This window comes from Streptomyces sp. NPDC028910, assembly GCF_055564955.1.
This window is the reverse complement of record NZ_JBVHVF010000016.1, coordinates 82,565-98,597: the sequence shown is the minus strand read 5'-3', so window position 1 is coordinate 98,597 and position 16,033 is coordinate 82,565. Positions and strand designations below refer to the sequence as shown.

15 protein-coding genes are annotated in these 16,033 nt (G+C 71.4%); 13 read left to right on the top strand and 2 right to left on the bottom strand.

The genetic code is table 11. From position 1 onward, the window contains the following. Positions 1-41 precede the first annotated feature (41 nt). From ACZ4TV_RS20405 to ACZ4TV_RS20345, 13 genes are read left to right on the top strand one after another with little or no spacing between them, the layout of a single operon-like run. Positions 42-683 carry a GntR family transcriptional regulator gene (locus ACZ4TV_RS20405; RefSeq protein ID WP_468136090.1) on the top strand — a complete coding sequence of 214 codons (642 nt, stop codon included), beginning with the start codon at positions 42-44 and terminating at the stop codon, positions 681-683. Beyond that, the gene (locus ACZ4TV_RS20400) at positions 680-1,588 is read left to right on the top strand and encodes a dihydrodipicolinate synthase family protein (protein WP_468136089.1); all 909 of its coding nucleotides are present in this window, start codon (positions 680-682) and stop codon (positions 1,586-1,588) included. The genes ACZ4TV_RS20405 and ACZ4TV_RS20400 overlap by 4 nt, the downstream gene beginning before the upstream one ends. Then, positions 1,585-3,306, top strand: coding sequence for an L-arabinonate dehydratase (araD, locus tag ACZ4TV_RS20395; RefSeq protein WP_468136088.1), 1,722 nt, complete (start codon positions 1,585-1,587; stop codon positions 3,304-3,306). The genes ACZ4TV_RS20400 and araD overlap by 4 nt, the downstream gene beginning before the upstream one ends. A 57-nt stretch (positions 3,307-3,363) precedes the next feature. After that, positions 3,364-4,374: a carbohydrate ABC transporter permease gene (locus ACZ4TV_RS20390; protein ID WP_468136087.1), complete on the top strand. Its 1,011-nt coding sequence runs from the start codon at positions 3,364-3,366 to the stop codon at positions 4,372-4,374. After that, positions 4,323-5,198 carry a carbohydrate ABC transporter permease gene (locus tag ACZ4TV_RS20385; protein WP_468136148.1) on the top strand — a complete coding sequence of 292 codons (876 nt, stop codon included), beginning with the start codon at positions 4,323-4,325 and terminating at the stop codon, positions 5,196-5,198. The genes ACZ4TV_RS20390 and ACZ4TV_RS20385 overlap by 52 nt, the downstream gene beginning before the upstream one ends. Further along, positions 5,195-6,370, top strand: coding sequence for a Gfo/Idh/MocA family protein (locus tag ACZ4TV_RS20380; RefSeq protein WP_468136086.1), 1,176 nt, complete (start codon positions 5,195-5,197; stop codon positions 6,368-6,370). Before ACZ4TV_RS20385 ends, ACZ4TV_RS20380 begins: the two co-directional genes overlap by 4 nt. Beyond that, positions 6,367-7,206 (top strand): DUF6807 domain-containing protein, encoded by an 840-nt coding sequence (locus ACZ4TV_RS20375; RefSeq protein ID WP_468136085.1) that lies wholly within the window; start codon positions 6,367-6,369, stop codon positions 7,204-7,206. The genes ACZ4TV_RS20380 and ACZ4TV_RS20375 overlap by 4 nt, the downstream gene beginning before the upstream one ends. Then, entirely contained in the window at positions 7,203-8,822 is a 1,620-nt protein-coding gene (locus ACZ4TV_RS20370; protein ID WP_468136084.1) for a glycoside hydrolase family 43 protein, read from the top strand. Before ACZ4TV_RS20375 ends, ACZ4TV_RS20370 begins: the two co-directional genes overlap by 4 nt. Further along, a complete protein-coding gene (locus tag ACZ4TV_RS20365) occupies positions 8,806-10,146 on the top strand; it encodes an ABC transporter substrate-binding protein (protein WP_468136083.1) in 1,341 nt (446 codons plus the stop codon). The genes ACZ4TV_RS20370 and ACZ4TV_RS20365 overlap by 17 nt, the downstream gene beginning before the upstream one ends. Next, a complete protein-coding gene (locus tag ACZ4TV_RS20360) occupies positions 10,143-10,955 on the top strand; it encodes a rhamnogalacturonan acetylesterase (RefSeq protein ID WP_468136082.1) in 813 nt (270 codons plus the stop codon). The genes ACZ4TV_RS20365 and ACZ4TV_RS20360 overlap by 4 nt, the downstream gene beginning before the upstream one ends. A 2-nt stretch (positions 10,956-10,957) precedes the next feature. Then, a complete protein-coding gene (locus ACZ4TV_RS20355) occupies positions 10,958-12,256 on the top strand; it encodes a pectate lyase family protein (protein ID WP_468136081.1) in 1,299 nt (432 codons plus the stop codon). A 52-nt stretch (positions 12,257-12,308) separates the two neighbouring features. Further along, positions 12,309-13,493 (top strand): pectinesterase family protein, encoded by a 1,185-nt coding sequence (locus tag ACZ4TV_RS20350; protein ID WP_468136080.1) that lies wholly within the window; start codon positions 12,309-12,311, stop codon positions 13,491-13,493. Positions 13,494-13,516: 23 nt separating this feature from the next. Then, a complete protein-coding gene (locus ACZ4TV_RS20345) occupies positions 13,517-14,641 on the top strand; it encodes a right-handed parallel beta-helix repeat-containing protein (protein ID WP_468136079.1) in 1,125 nt (374 codons plus the stop codon). Positions 14,642-14,689: 48 nt separating this feature from the next. Here the strand turns inward: ACZ4TV_RS20345 and ACZ4TV_RS20340 are convergent, their stop codons facing one another. Next, positions 14,690-15,397, bottom strand: coding sequence for a DUF4232 domain-containing protein (locus tag ACZ4TV_RS20340; protein WP_468136078.1), 708 nt, complete (start codon positions 15,395-15,397; stop codon positions 14,690-14,692). Next, a complete protein-coding gene (locus tag ACZ4TV_RS20335; RefSeq protein WP_468136077.1) occupies positions 15,387-15,929 on the bottom strand; it encodes a SigE family RNA polymerase sigma factor in 543 nt (180 codons plus the stop codon). Before ACZ4TV_RS20335 ends, ACZ4TV_RS20340 begins: the two co-directional genes overlap by 11 nt. Between the last annotated feature and the right edge of the window lie 104 nt (positions 15,930-16,033).

Genomic DNA, 16,033 nt, shown 5'->3' with positions numbered 1-16,033 from the left:
ATCATATATGAGACGCGATACACGAGATCTGAGAGTGCGTCATGGCCTTCGCCCCGAGCCCCATCCCGTCCCGCACCCAGTACGTTCTGGAGGCGATCAAGCACGACATCCTCACCGGGGTCCTGAGCCCCGGTCAGGCTCTGGTCGAAACCGAACTCGCCGCTCACTTCGGGGTGTCCAAGACCCCGGTCCGCGAGGCGCTCAAGACCCTCGCCGGCAGCGGGCTCGTGGTGGTGAGCCAATACAAAGGCGTCACCGTGCGCATGGTGGACGCCGACATGGCCCGCGCGGTGTACGACGTACGGCTGCTCCTGGAGCCCGAGGCGGTCCGCCGCACGGTAGCCGCGCGGGCCCCGCTCGACGCGGCGCGCGAGGCGCTGCGGCGCGCCGCCGGAGCCGAGGACCCCGCCGAACGCTCCTTGGCCAACCGGGAGTTCCACCGCGCCCTCTACCTGCCCTGCGGCAATCCCCTGCTCGGCCGGATGCTCGACGAGGTCCGCGACCAGGCGGCCCTCGTCTCCACCGTCGCCTGGGCCGCCATCCCCTCCTGGGAGCAGGAGGCAGCCGAACACGAGGAGATCCTGCGGCTCGCGGCCGCCGGCGACGCGGAGCGGGCCGGCCGGGCCCTGCACGACCACATCGCCTCCTTCGTCCAGCGCGCCTTCCCCCAGGACGGCGAGTGACCATGACGTTCGAGACCCTGAAGACCGCACTCGCCGATGTCGTGGCCATCCCCGTCACGCCCTTCACCGCGGCGGGAGATCTGGACACCGAGGCGCACCGCGCCCTGCTCCGGCGACTGATCGACGGCGGCGTGCGCACGCTCACCCCGAACGGGAACACCGGCGAGTTCTATGCCCTCACACCCGAAGAGCGCACCCTGGTCACGGAGTTGACCGTCAAGGAGGCGGCCGGCCGCGCCACGGTCCTGGTCGGCGTGGGCCACGACGTGCCGACCGCGGTCGCCGCCGCCCGGCACGCACGCGCCTGCGGAGCGCAGATGCTGATGGTGCACCAGCCCGTCCACCCGTACGTCTCCGAGGGCGGCTGGGTCGACTACCACCGGGCCATCGCCGGGGCCGTGCCCGAACTCGGCATCGTCCCCTACGTCCGCAACCCGCAACTGAGCGGAGTACGGCTCGCGGAGCTGGGCGACGCCTGCCCCAACGTGATCGGTGTGAAGTACGCCGTCCCGGACGCGGCCCGGTTCGCCGGCTTCGCCCGTGACGCGGGGCTCGACCGCTTCGTCTGGGTGGCGGGGCTCGCCGAACCGTACGCCCCTTCCTACTTCGCGGGAGGTGCCACGGGCTTCACCTCCGGCCTCGTCAACGTCTGCCCCCCGCTCTCCCTGGAGATGCTGTCCGCTCTGCGGGCCGGCGACTACCCGGCCGCCATGACGGTGTGGGAGCGGATCCGCCGCTTCGAGGAGCTGCGGGCCGCCAACGCCAGCGCCGACAACGTCACCGTCGTCAAGGAGGCCCTCGCCTCGCTCGGTCTGTGCCGGCGCGACATCCGCCCGCCCAGCCGCGAGCTGCCGGTGTCCGCGCGCGCCGAGGTCGCCGCGATAGCCGCCGGGTGGCGGGCATGAGCGGGCGGCCCGACCAGCTGCGCAGCCACCAGTGGTACGGCACGGACGGACTGCGCTCCTTCAGCCACCGCGCCCGCACCCGCCAGCTCGGCTACCTCCCCGAGGAGCACATGGGCAAGCCGGTGGTGGCGATCCTCAACACCTGGTCGGACATCAATCCCTGCCACGTTCATCTCCGGGACCGCGCGCAGGCCGTCAAGCGGGGCGTGTGGCAAGCCGGTGGCTTCCCGCTCGAATTCCCGGTCTCCACCCTCTCCGAGACCTTCCAGAAGCCGACGCCGATGCTCTACCGCAACCTGCTCGCGATGGAGACGGAGGAGCTGCTGCGCTCCTACCCGGTCGACGGCGCGGTGCTCCTCGGCGGCTGCGACAAGTCGACCCCGGCGCTGCTGATGGGCGCGGCCTCGGTGGATCTGCCGGCCGTCTTCGTGCCGGCCGGTCCGATGCTGCCGGGTCACTGGCGGGGCGAGACCCTCGGGTCCGGCACCGACATGTGGAAGTACTGGGACGACAAGCGGGCGGGCCTGATCGGGGACTGCGAAATGGCCGAGCTGGAGAGCGGACTGGCCCGCTCCCCCGGCCACTGCATGACGATGGGCACGGCCTCCACGCTCACCGCCGCCGCCGAGACCCTCGGCGTCACCGTGCCGGGCGCCTCCTCGATCCCGGCGGTCGACTCGGGCCACGACCGGATGGCGGCCGCCTCCGGGATGCGGATCGTGGAGCTCGTACGGCAGGACCTGCGGCTGTCCCGGATCCTGAGCCGGGAGGCGTACGAGGACGCGGTCGCCGCCGTCCTGGCGCTCGGCGGGTCGACGAACGCGGTCATCCATCTGATCGCCATGGCCGGCCGTTCGGGGGTGGAGCTCACCCTGGACGACTTCGACCGCATCGCGCGGACCGTGCCGGTGCTGGCCGATCTCCGCCCCGGTGGGCGGTTCCTCATGGAGGACTTCCACTTCGCCGGCGGCATGCCCGGATTCCTCTCCCGGCTCACCGACGTGCTGCATCTCGACCGCCCGACCGTCTCCCACGACACGTTGCGGGAGCAGCTCGACGGTGCTCGCGTGCACGACGACGAGGTGATCCGGGAGCGCGAACGGCCACTCGCACCCGAGGGCGGGGTCGCGGTGCTGCGCGGGAACCTGTGCCCGGACGGCGCGGTCATCAAGCACATCGCCGCCGAGCCGCACCTGCTGAAGCACACCGGTCCGGCGGTGGTCTTCGACGACTACCGCACGATGCAACGCACCATCGACGACCCGGAGCTCGGGATCACCGCGAACCATGTGCTCGTGCTGCGCGGCGCCGGGCCGAAGGGCGGCCCGGGGATGCCGGAGTACGGGATGCTGCCGATCCCCAAGCAGCTGCTGGAGCAGGGCGTACGGGACATGGTCCGGATCTCCGACGCCCGGATGAGCGGCACGAGTTACGGCACGTGCGTGCTCCACGTCGCGCCCGAGTCGTACGTCGGCGGGCCGCTCGCCCTCGTCCGCACGGGCGACACGATCACCCTCGACGTCGAGGCACGCGCCCTTCATCTGCACGTGCCCGAGGACGAGCTGGCGCGTCGGCGGGAGGCGTGGTCCCCGCCGCCGGTCCGCTACGAGCGCGGTTACGGGGCCCTCTACACCGAGCAGATCACCCAGGCCGACACGGGATGCGACTTCGAGTTCCTGGCCCGGCCGGGGGCGACTCCCGATCCCTACGCGGGCTGATCGCCTCTGCGCGGCCGGCGCGTCCGCCCGTCCGAAACCGAGAACGGAGCCACCGTCATGGCCTCAGCTGTGACCCAACCCCCTCAGGCCCCGAAGGCCCCGAAGTCCTCGAAGTCCCCGAAGTCCCCCCGGGTCAGCCGGGGCAGCCGGGTCAGCCGGGCGCCCCGGGCACACGGTCGCCGCCGCACGGGAGCCGACCCCCGCCGGCTGCCGTACCTGCTGATCGCCCCCGCCGGGCTGCTGATGCTGGGCTTCATCGCCTATCCCGTGCTCAGCGTCTTCTACTACAGCCTTCAGGACCACAACCCCACCAAGCCCTGGCGGAACGGGTTCGCCGGCTTCGACAACTTCGTGCGGATCTTCACCGAGGACCCGCACTTCTGGGGGACCCTGACCTTCAGCGTGAAGTGGGTCGCCGTCGAGGTGAGCCTGCAACTCCTGTTCGGCCTGGCCCTCGCGCTGATCGTCAACCAGACGTTCGCGGGCCGCGCCCTGGGCCGGGCGCTGGTGTTCTCCCCGTGGGCGGTCTCCGGCGTCCTGACGTCGGCCATCTGGGTGCTGCTCTACAACTCACAGACGGGCATCACCCGTTACCTCGCCGACATGGGAATCGCCGAGTACGGCACGTCCTGGCTGTCCGACACGTCCACGGTCTTCTCCGCGGTGGTCGTCGCCGATCTGTGGCGCGGTGTCCCCTTCTTCGCGATCCTCATCCTCGCCGACCTCCAGTCCGTACCGAAGGACCTGTACGAGGCGGCCGAGGTCGACGGGGCCGGCCGGCTGCGGCAGTTCCTCCACATCACGCTGCCGCACCTCAGGGACGCGATCGTCCTGTCCACCCTGCTGCGGGCGGTGTGGGAGTTCAACAACGTGGATCTCCTCTACACCCTCACCGGCGGCGGCCCCGCGGGCGAGACGACCACGCTGCCCCTCTACATCGCCAACACCAGTGTGGACGCACACGACTTCGGATACGCCTCCGCGCTCACGACGGTGGCGTTCGTGATCCTTCTCTTCTGCTCGATGGTCTATCTGCGGCTGAGCAAGTTCGGAGGCGAGAGCAAGTGAACCGGCGGCGCGCCTGGGACGAGGTCCCCCGGTGGCAGATCTACCTGCCGCTCGGCATCTATCTCCTCTTCACCCTGATCCCCTTCTACTGGATCCTGCTCTTCGCCTTCCGGCCGGCGGGCTCCACCTCACTGGTGCCGTGGCCCATGACCACCGAGCACTTCGAGAAGGTGTGGACCGAGCGAAGCTTCGCCGTCTTCTTCCAGAACAGTCTGCTCATCGGCCTCGCGACCCTGGTGATGACCACGGTGATCGCGCTCACCGGCGGCTACGCGCTGGCCCGCTTCGACTTCCGGATCAAGAAGGGCTTCATGCTGGCCCTGCTGTGCTCCCAGTTCGTCCCGGGCGCGCTGCTGCTCGTGCCGCTGTTCCAGACCTTCGCCAGTCTGCGGATGATCAACTCTCTGGGCAGCGTCATCATCGCGGAGACGGTCTTCCAGCTCCCCCTGTCCATGATCCTCATCAGCGGCTTCATCAAGAACGTGCCGTACTCCCTGGAGGAGGCCGCCTGGGTGGACGGCTGCAACCGCTTCGGCGCGTTCCGTATCGTCGTCCTGCCGCTCCTGCGGCCCGGTCTGGTCGCCGTCGGCTCCTTCGCCTTCGTCCACGCCTGGAACCATTTCCTCTTCGCGCTGATGTTCCTCAGCAGCCAGGAGAAGCAGACCATCCCGGTCGGCCTCAACACCCTGATGGGCGCGGACAGCGTGGACCTGGGTGCGCTCGCCGCGGGTGGCGTGATCGCGGCGCTGCCGGTCGTGATCGTCTTCGCCTTCATCCAGAAGTGGCTGGTCACCGGCTTCAGCGCAGGGGCGGTGAAGGGATGAGCAACGCCCCCGGCACCCTGTCCACCCCCCTGCCCCTGGTCCTGGCGGGCGCACGCGGCCACGGCCGTTGGCACCTGCGGGGCATCCGCCGGCTCGAACGCCTCGGCCTGGTCCGCCTCGTCGGGGTCTGTGACCTGCGGCCGCTCGACGCCGACGAGCTGGACGGGTTCGCCGCCCCGGAGCAGTCCCCGGACTTCGACAAGCTGATGGCCTCCACCGGGGCCCGGATCGCCGTGGTCTGTACGCCGATCCAGACCCACACCGAGCTGGCCCTGACCGCCGCCCGGCACGGCGCGCACATCCTCCTGGAGAAGCCCCCGGCACCGTCGTACGCGGAGTTCCGCCGGATGGCGGACGGCGTGGCGGCGGCCGGTGTGGCCTGCCAGATCGGCTTCCAGTCGCTCGGCTCTCATGCCGTTCCCGCGATCAGGCGGCTCATCGAGGAGGGCGAGATCGGCGAACTCCTGGGCGTCGGCGCGGCCGGTGCGTGGGTCCGCGACGAGGCGTACTTCCGGCGCGCGCCCTGGGCCGGCCGCCGGCGCCTGGACGGTGTCGACGTCGTCGACGGGGCCCTGACCAACCCGCTGGCCCACGCCGTCGCCACCACGCTGGCCCTCGCCGGCAGCACGCGGGCCGAGGACGTCGCGTCCATAGAGGCCGAGCTGATGCGCGCCGGCGCCATCGAGTCGGACGACACCTCCTGCGTCCGGATCGTGACCACGGCGGGCAGCCGGCTCACCGTCGCGGCGACCCTGTGCGCCGAGACGGACTCCGAGCCGTACGTGGTGGTCCACGGCAGCCGGGGGCGCATCACCTTCTGGTACCGGCAGGACCGGGTGCTGCTCCAGCGGGCCGGCTACGGCCCGGAGGAGACCGTCCACGGCCGGACCGATCTCCTGGAGAACCTCGTCGGCCACGTGACCGGCGGCGAGATCCTGCGCGTACCGCCCGAGGAGAGCGGCGCGTTCATGCGGGTCGTGGAGGCGATCCGGCTGGCACCCGACCCCGTGGCGCTGCCGGAGGCGTACTGGCACACCGAGCCGGGACCGAGCACGCCGCGCCGGGTCGTCGACGGGATCGACGCGCTCGTCCACACGAGTGCCTACACGCTCAGCCTCTTCTCCGAACTGGGCGCCCCGTGGACGCCGGCGACCAGCGTGGAGGCCCGATGAGCGCGGCGCTCGTCCTGCGGTGCGCCGGCCGCCCGGTGGCCCGCTACACGCCCGGCCCGGACCTGGCCCGGGACCACTCGCCCCGGCCCTACCTGCATCCCGTCACCACGCTGGAAGGCGTCCGTGTCACCGAGCTGATGCCGGAGGACCACCCGCACCACCTCGGCGTGGGCGTGGCCGTGCCCGATGTGGCGGGCCACAACTTCTGGGGCGGGCGCACCTTCGTCCGCGGCCGGGGTCCGACCGCGCTCGACAACCACGGCGTGCAGCGGCACGACGGCTTCACCCTCCGCGCCCCGGACGGGTTCGTGGAGGAACTGAGCTGGACCGCCGGGGGCCGGCTGCTCCTGCGCGAACGCCGGACGGTATCGACGGCGGTACTGAGCGGCTCGGCCTGGGCCCTGGACTTCGCCTTCTCGCTCACCGAGGTGTCGGGGCGGGCCCTGTCCATCGGCAGCCCGGCCACCAACGGACGACCGGGCGCGGCCTACGGCGGCTTCTTCTGGCGCGCCCCCAGGGAGGCGGCGGCGCCGCTCGTCTTCAGTGCGGACGCTGACGGCGAGGAGGCCGTGCACGGCTCCCGTGCCGACTGGGTCGCGCTGGCCGGCCGGGGCTGGACCCTGGTCTTCGCCGGCGCGACCGCGGAAACCAGGCGCGATCCGTGGTTCCTGCGCGCCGCCGACTATCCGGGCGTGGGTTCCTCCCTCGCCCCTGACCGGCGGCTGGCCGTCGCGGCCGGAGCGAGCGTCGTGCGACGGGTGGTCACCGTGGTGGCCGACGGACGGCTGGGGCGGGCAGAGGCCGCGGCGCTGGTGCGCAAGGCGGTCGCGGCATGAGCCGCACCGCGGCGCACCCGTCGCCCACCGGGGACCTCGGCGACGGGAGGTACCGCAATCCCGTCCTGGCCGCCGACTGGTCCGATCCCGACGTGCTGCGGGTCGGCGAGGACTACTACCTCACCGCGTCCAGTTTCGGCCGTGCGCCGGGACTTCCCCTGCTGCACTCCCGCGACCTCGTCAACTGGACGATCACCGGGCACGCGCTGGACCGGCTGCGCCCGGAGGCCGCGTACGCCTCGCCCCGGCCCGACGGGGGCGTGTGGGCGCCCTCCCTGCGGCATCACGACGGCCGGTTCTGGCTCTTCTGGGGTGACCCCGACCACGGCATCTGGCAGGTCAACTCGCCGTACGCGCATGGTCTGTGGAGCACTCCGCACCTGGTGAAGGCGGGGCTGGGCCTCATCGACCCCTGCCCGCTGTGGGACGGGGAGACGGGCGAGGCCTACCTCGTGCACGCCTGGGCGAAGTCCCGCTCGGGTGTCAACAACAGGCTGACCGGCTACCGGATGAGCCCGGACGGCGAGGAGCTCCTCGACGGGGGAACGGTGATCGTCGACGCCGACCGGATCCCCGGCTGGTTCACCCTGGAGGGGCCCAAGCTCTACCGCCACGACGGGTGGTTCTGGATCCTCGCCCCGGCCGGCGGCGTCGCCACCGGCTGGCAGGGCGCCTTCCGGTCGCGTTCCTTCTTCGGCCCGTACGAGGAACGGGTCGTCCTCCAGCAGGGGGACACGGACGTCAACGGCCCGCACCAGGGCGGCTGGGTCCGTACCCAGAACGGCGAGGACTGGTTCCTGCACTTCCAGCAGCGCGGGGCACACGGGCGGGTCGTGCACCTCCAGCCGATGCGGTGGGGCGCCGACGGGTGGCCGGTGCTCGGCAGGGCGGGCGCTCCTGTCGGCGTACACGCCAAGCCCGCGCTGCCGCGGCAGCGGCCGTCGTCCCCGGCCCATGACGACGCCTTCCCCAGTGGGCGGTTCGGAGACCAGTGGCAGTGGACCGCGAACCCCGTGGACGGCTGGACCACCCGTCACTCCGGTGACGGGCTGTGGCTGAACTGCGTCCGCAGCGAGCGGATCGAGGACCTGCGGGCGCTGCCGCACCTGCTCACCCAGCGGATGCCGGCCCGCGCCTGCACCGTCGAGGTCGATCTGCGGCTCGACAGCCGGGCGCCCGGCGCCCGGGCGGGGCTCGTGGTGCTCGGCGAGGCGTACGGCTGGATCGGGCTGGAGCGCGACCCGGACGGCACGAACGCCACGGACGGCGCGCAGGGCGCGGTCCGGCTGACGCACCGGTTCGCGACGGCCGACGCCGAGCGGGAGCGGGACGCGGCATGCTCGCGGCCGGCGCCCGAGGGCCGGGCGCGGCTGCGGATCGAGCTCACCGCGGACGCGCGCTGCCGGTTCTCCTCCGACACGGGCAGCGGCTTCATCCCCTCCGGCGAGGTCTTCGCCGCCACCCCCTGGAAGTGGGTGGGTGCGCTGCTCGGCCTGTTCGCCGCCGCTGCGCCGGGCGCGGGCCCGGGCGGGACGGCCTCGTTCACCCACTTCCGCATCACCTCTGAACACACTCCCCACCGAGAGAAGAGAGCCGACGATGACCAGCTTCCGTGAGAGGCGGCGCAGAGCCGTCCGTGTCCTCGCCCTGACGACCGTGCTCGCCCTGACCGCCACCGCCTGCGGAGACGACGGCAGCGGCGCGGCGGGCGACAAGGGCGGCGAGGGGTCGGGCAAGGGAGAGATCACCTTCTGGGACAACAACGGCGGTGTCCGCACCGACGTCTGGAAGGCGATCATCGCGGACTTCGAGAAGCAGAACACCGAGATCAAGGTGAAGTACGTCGGGATCGCCTCGACCGAGGTGCAGTCCAAGTACGACACGGCCATCCAGGGCGGCGGGCTGCCGGACGTCGGCGGCCTCGGGGCGGCGATGCTCGCCGGGATCGCCGCGCAGAACGCCCTCGAACCGCTCGACGCCCGGGTCGAGGGCAGCGCGCTCAAGGGAAAGCTCAACGCGGGGATGGTCGAGAGCGTGAAGTCCGCGGGGGGCAGGGGCACGCTCTTCACCGTTCCCACCTCCGCCAGCAACGGTGTCCTCTACTACCGCACCGACCTGTTCGCGGCGGCCGGACTGCAGGCGCCCGAGACCTGGTCCGCGTTCTACGCGGCGGCCGACAAGCTGACCCGGAAGGACGCGAACAAGTTCGGCTACACGATCCGCGGCGGCGCGGGCTCCATCGCCCAGGCACTGGACGCCATGTACGGCCAGAGCGGCGTCACCAGCTTCTGGAACGGCGACAAGACGACGGTCAACGACCCCAGGAACGTCGCCGCGTTGGAGAAGTACGTGGGGCTGTTCAAGAACAACACCCCCGCGGCCGACGTCAACAACGACTTCACCAAAATGGTCGCCCAGTGGGACAGCGGCGAGATCGGCATGCTGAGCCACAACCTGGGCTCCTACAAGGACCATGTGAAGGCGCTCGGCACGGAGAAGTTCCGTGGCATCCCGCACCCCACCACCGACGACGGCACCCGGGTGCAGGTCTCCAACCCGGTCGACGGTCTCGCCCTGTTCTCGTCGAGCAAGAACAAGGCGGCGGCCTGGAAGTTCATCGAGTTCGCCGCCTCGCACGCCTCCAACAGCAAGTGGAACGAGTCGGCGGGCGCCATCCCGGCCAACACGGACGCAGCGCAGGACCCCTGGATCCAGAAGGCCGAGCCGACCAAGCTCGCCGCCGAGGTCCTCTTCAGCGGCAAGGCCACGATCGTGCAGCTGCCGTACTACCTGCCCGACTGGAACACCATCTCCAAGGCCGACAACGAGCCCGCCTTCCAGAAGGTCCTGCTCGGCAAGTCCACGTCGAAGGAGTTCCTGGACAGCCTCGCCGAGCAGCTCAACACGGCGCAGGCCGAGTGGAAGACGCAGACAAAATGACCCTCACCCGCCGCCGGGCGGTCACGGCCGGGACGGGGCTCGCGCTCGTCCTGGCGGCCACGGCCACAGCCCCCGCAGCGGCCGCCCCCCGAGGAAACAGGCGCATGCGCACCCTCTACATCGCCGGCGACTCCACGGCCGCCCAGAAGTACTCCGACGCCGCCCCGGAGACCGGGTGGGGCATGGCCCTGCCCTTCTTCCTGCACGAGGACGTGACGGTCGCCAACCACGCGGTCAACGGCCGCAGCACCAAGAGCTTCATCGACGAGGGCCGGCTGACCGCGATCCTGGACGTGATCCGGCCGGGAGACCTCCTGCTGATCCAGTTCGGCCACAACGACCAGAAGGCAACGGACCCCACGCGCTACACCGAGCCCTGGACCACTTATCAGGACAACCTGAGCCGGTACGTGGACGGCGCGCGCGAGCGCGGGGCCCTGCCGGTCCTCGCCACCTCCGTCGAGCGCCGCAGGTTCGACGCGGGCGGCACCGCTCTGCGCACCCACGGGGAGTACCCGGCCGCGATGCGGCAGGTGGCCCGGGAGGAGGGCGTCGGCCTCCTCGACGTCCAGGAGCTGTCCCTGGCGCTCTGGCAGGAGCTCGGCCCGCAGGCCACGAAGACGTACTTCAACTGGACGGCGACCGAGCAGGACAACACCCACTTCAACCCGCCGGGCGCGATCGCCGTGGCCCGGCTGGTCGCCGCCGGGCTCCTCCACACCCGCGCCCTCGCACCGGGCGACACCCGCCGCATCGACGAGGAAGTGCCCGCGCGATGGATCACCTGGCCCGATTCCGAGGAGAGCTGAGCATGCGACACACACGGGTATGGGCGGTGGGCGCCGCCGCCCTCGTCCTGGGCGTCACCGGTCCCACGTCCGCCGCGCACGCCGGGCCGGCCGCGCCGACCGGGCCCGACCCCGCGCGTCAGGTCCTGCCGGCCGGTGACGGCTGGGCGTCGGACGGTACGGGCACCAGCGGCGGCGCCGCGGCCGACGCCCCCCGCGTCTTCACCGTCACCACCTGGGAGCAGTTCCGTGCGGCGCTCGCCGTCGCCGGCACCGAGCCGCGCATCGTCAAGGTCGTCGGAACGCTGAACGCCACGGCCGCGGGCTGCGCGGCCTTCGAGGCCCCCGGGTACGACTTCGAGGCGTACCTCGCCGCCTACGACCCCGCGGTCTGGGGGTACGAGACCGAGGTCAGCGGGGAGCAGGAGGACCTGCGCGCCGCCTCCGCCAAGGCGCAGGGGAAGGCCGTCAAGGCGTACGTCCCCGCCAACACGACGATCGTCGGCGTCGGCGGGAACGCCGGCATCATCGGCGGCAGCCTTCAGATCCAGGGCGTCGACAACGTCGTCGTCCGCAACCTGACCGTGGAGAGCCCGCTCGACTGCTTCCCGCAGTGGGACCCGACGGACGGGGCGACGGGCGCGTGGAACTCCGAGTACGACAGCGTGGTCGTGTACGGCTCCACGCATGTGTGGATCGACCACAACACCTTCACCGACGGCGCCCACCCGGACAGTTCCCTGCCGTCGTACTACGGTGAGCTCTACCAGCGACACGACGGCGAGCTGGACGTCGTGCGCGGCGCCGACCTGGTCACCGTCTCCTGGAACGTCTTCGCCGACCACGACAAGACCCTGATGATCGGCAACAGTGACGGCGCGGGCGCCACCGATCGCGGCAGACTGCGGGTCACCCTCCACCACAATCTCTTCGACAACGTCGTCGAGCGGGCGCCGCGGGTCCGCTTCGGCAAGGTCGACGCCTACAACAACCACTTCGTGGTGCCCGGTTCGGGCTACTCCTACAGCTTCGGCATCGGCATCGAGTCGCAGCTCGTCGCGGAGAAGAACGCCTTCACGCTCGCCGGGGGCGTCCGGGCCGGAACGATCCTCAAGAAGTGGAAGGACGCCCCGGTCACCACCGCGGGCAACCTCGTCAACGGTGCGCGGGTCGACCTCCTCGCGGTCCACAACGCCCAGTTCCCCGGGGAGGTCCTGCGCGCCGACGCGGGCTGGACGCCGTCCCTGCGCACGCGGGTCGACGCGCCGCAGGCCGTGCCCGCCCTCGTCGGCCATCGCGCGGGCGCGGGCCGGCTGCGCTGACCCTCTGGCCACCGCCCTCTGCACCCCTTTTCCGTAGCGAAGGAGCTCCCCCATGCCCTCGCACCACCCACGGGCCGTCCTCGGCCGCCGTTCCCTGCTCACCGCCGGCGCCGGAGCGGCGTTCGCGCTCGCCCTGGCCGCCGGTCCCGCCGCCGCCCTCACCGGCACCACCGGGGCCACCGGGGCCACCGGAACCACCGGGACCGCCGGGACCACCGGGGCCGGCCCGTTCGGCCGGTTCGGTTCGCCCGCCGCCCGGCTCACCGAGCGCACCCTGTACGTCCACCCGGGCGGCCTCGGCGACCACACCACCGTCCAGGCCGCGGTGAACGCGGCGGCCGGCCCCGGCTGGACGCTGGTCCTCGCGCCGGGCACGTACCGGGAGACCGTCGCCGTCGGCCCGGCCCGCACCGCCATGACCTGGATCGGCGCGAACGAGGACCCGCGTGACGTCGTCGTCGTGTACGACAACGCGGCCGGCACGGCCCGGCCCGACGGCGGCACGTACGGCACGACCGGTTCGGCGACCACCACCGTCCAGGCAGACGGATTCACCGCGCAGTGGATCACCTTCGCGAACGACTTCCTGCGCACCGACCTTCCCGGGAATCCCGGCACGCAGGCAGTCGCGATCAAGGTCCAGGGCGACCGGTCCGCCTTCTTCCACTGCCGGTTCCTCGGGCATCAGGACACCCTCTACACCGACTCGATGGCCTTGACCACCGTCGCCCGCCAGTACTTCGCGCACTGTTACGTCGAAGGCGACGTCGACTTCGTCTTCGGCAGGGCCCGCGCGGTGTTCGAACACTGCCACTTCCGTACCCTGCTCCGCACCGATCTGGCGGGCGCCCCGTACGGCTTCGTCTTCGCCCCCTCCACCTCCCGCGTGAACCCGTACGGCCTCCTGGCCGTCCGCTGCCGGGTGACCAGCGAGGCACCGGACGGCTTCTACAAGCTGGCCCGGCCCTGGGTTCCCGGCTCGGACCCGACCGCCTGGCCGTCCCTCGTCGTGCGCGACAGCGTGCTGGGCCCGGGCATCGACGCCACCGCGCCCTACGCGAACATGCGGGACGCCCATCCGTGGCAGGCCCAGCGCTTCGCGGAGTACCGCAACACCGGTCCGGGCGCGAAGACCGACATCCCGCAGAACCGGCCTCAACTCACCGCCGCGGACGCCGAGTCGGCCACTCGGGATCGCTACCTCGCCGACTGGCGTCCACGGCCCGCCCGTCCCTGACCCCACGAGAGGACCCGCACGTCATGTCTCGCAACGCACCTTCGCGCAGCGCCCTCGTCACCCTGTCCCTCCTCGCCACCACCGCCGGCCTCGGCGCGGTGGCCTCCCCCGCCCATGCCGCGACCGTCGTCGTCGCCACCTCGACCGACCTGGCGGCCGCGGTCAAGAACGCCACACCCGGTACGATCATCCAGGTCCGCGGCGGCACCTACTACCCGACCGCCACCCTTCAGTCCACCGCCAACGGCACCGCGAGCAGCCGCATCCGGCTCCAGCCCTACGGCTCCGAGACGGTGAAGATAGACGGTTCGAACCTGCCGGCCGGGTCCTGGATCTTCAAACTGACCGCCGACTACTGGACCGTCTCCGGCATCACGTTCCAGAACTCCCCCGACAGCGCCGTCGTCTGCACCTCCTGCACCGGAACCGAGTGGTCCGGCATCAGGACGATCAACGGCGGCGACTCCGGCTTCACCCTCACCGGCGACGGCACGAACAACAACACCGTCAGGAACCTCGACTCGTACGGCCATTACGATGCGGCCAACCACGGTGAGAACGCCGACGGAATCGCCGTCAAGTTCGGTTCGGGCACCGGCAACCTGATCACCGGGGCACGGCTCTTCAACAACTCCGACGACGGCATCGACCTGTGGTCCTGGTCCAGCCCCGTGACGATCGAACACACCTGGGCGTTCGGAAACGGCAAGAACCGCTGGTCGGACTCCGCCTTCGCGGGAGACGGCAACGGCTACAAGCTGGGTGGCGACGGCGAGGTCGTCGCCCATGTCGTCAACAACTCGGCGGCCTGGGACAACGCGGGCAACGGATTCACCGAGAACAGCAACAAGGGCGCCATCGTCATCAACCGTACGACCGCCTACGCCAACGGGAAGTGGGGCTACTACTTCGCCACCGGGGCGGCCCGGCTGGCCCGGAACCTGGCCGTGAGCAACGGCTCGGGGCTCGCCAAGCGGGGCTCCTCGGTCGTCTCGGCGGCCAACAACTGGGACTCGGGGATCGCGACCCCGCCCTTCCTCAGCACGAACGCCACCAGTGCGTACGGCGCCAGGAAGTCCGACGGTTCGCTCCCGGCGACGACGTTCCTGACGACCGGTTCGACGACGATCGGCTCGACGATGAACTGACCGCCGCCCCGGCCGGCCCCTACCCGCCCTGCAGGAGTACACGGTCCGTCAGGACGACATGATGAAGCGCAGGGCGAGGCCGGAGGCCGTCGTCCAGTAGGTGACGCGGGCTCCGTCGTCGAACGGCACCCGGCCGGGCAGGTCGACGTTGATCGGCTTGCTCACCTTGCTGCCGAGGTCGGGGCCCTGGAGGGTGAGGGGGATGGTGTTCGTGTCGTACGTGTCCATGCGGCCGCCGCTGGTGAGCAGAGCCGCGTACGCCTTCTCACCCGGTGCGAGGGTGGCGGGCGCGTCCTGGCTGTCCTTGATCACGGCGATCGGGGACCTGGCATCGGCGAACTTCAGGTAGGGGTAGTGGTAGACGTTGCACCTCTTGTTCCCGGTGTTGGTGACGGTGAGGAGGAGGTGCCTGACGGCCTTGCCCTCCTCGTCCTCCTTCGTGGCGGAGAACGCGAGGTCGCCTTCGGCGCACGCCGCAAGGGCGGTGGGCGCAGTGGGGGACGGCGCTGTGGGGGAGGGAGCTGTGGAGGAGGCCGCAGGCGGGGCCGGGCGCCGATGGGACTCCGGGCCGCCGAGGGCCGTGGCCAGGCCGAACACGAGGGCTGTCGCCACCACGGCGGTGCCGCCCGCGAGGGCGGCGTGTCGGCGGCGCCGACGGGAGGCGGCCCGGCGGCGGACCTCCGCGCCCGTCGTGGGGGCGGGCCTGCCGGCGCTGTCGGCCAGCTCGCGCAGGGCGGAGGAGAGGTCATCGGCCACGGTCATCCTCCTTCTCGCCACTCTCGCCACTCTCGCCACTCTCGGCCGCTACGCCGACCTCGCTCGCCGGCAGCAGCTTGGCGAGGGCTGCCCGGCCGCGCGAAAGGCGGGCCTTGACCGTACCGGCCGGAGCGCCGGTCTCGGAGGCTACCTGCTCCACGCTGAGGTCACACAGGTGGTGCAGCACGATCGCCAGGCGCTGGGGCTCCGGGAGCTGTCGCAGCGCCGCGACAAGGGCGACGTGATCCGGGTCGGGCCCCGGGGCGTGACCGGGCAGCGGGGTGCGGCGTACCAGTTCCAGCCACCGCCGTGCCCGCCGCCAGTGACTGACCGCGAGACGCATCGCGACGGTGCGGATCCAGGCTTCCGGGGACTCGGTGGCGAGGAAGTCACGCCGCCGGTCCCAGGCACGTACGAAGGCCTCCTGGACAACGTCCTGGGCCTGGCCGTGGTCACCGGTGAAGGAGTACACCTGGCCGACGACCCGCGGGAACGCCGACGCGTAGAACGCGTCGAACTCGTCCTCCGTCATGCCGCCCCCATCGGTCCCAGAACTTTTTTCGTTCCGCATGCAACCTGGTGACTGCTGGCATGCGTACAGGTCGTGTACATCGCAGCACACCACATAGGGGGCTC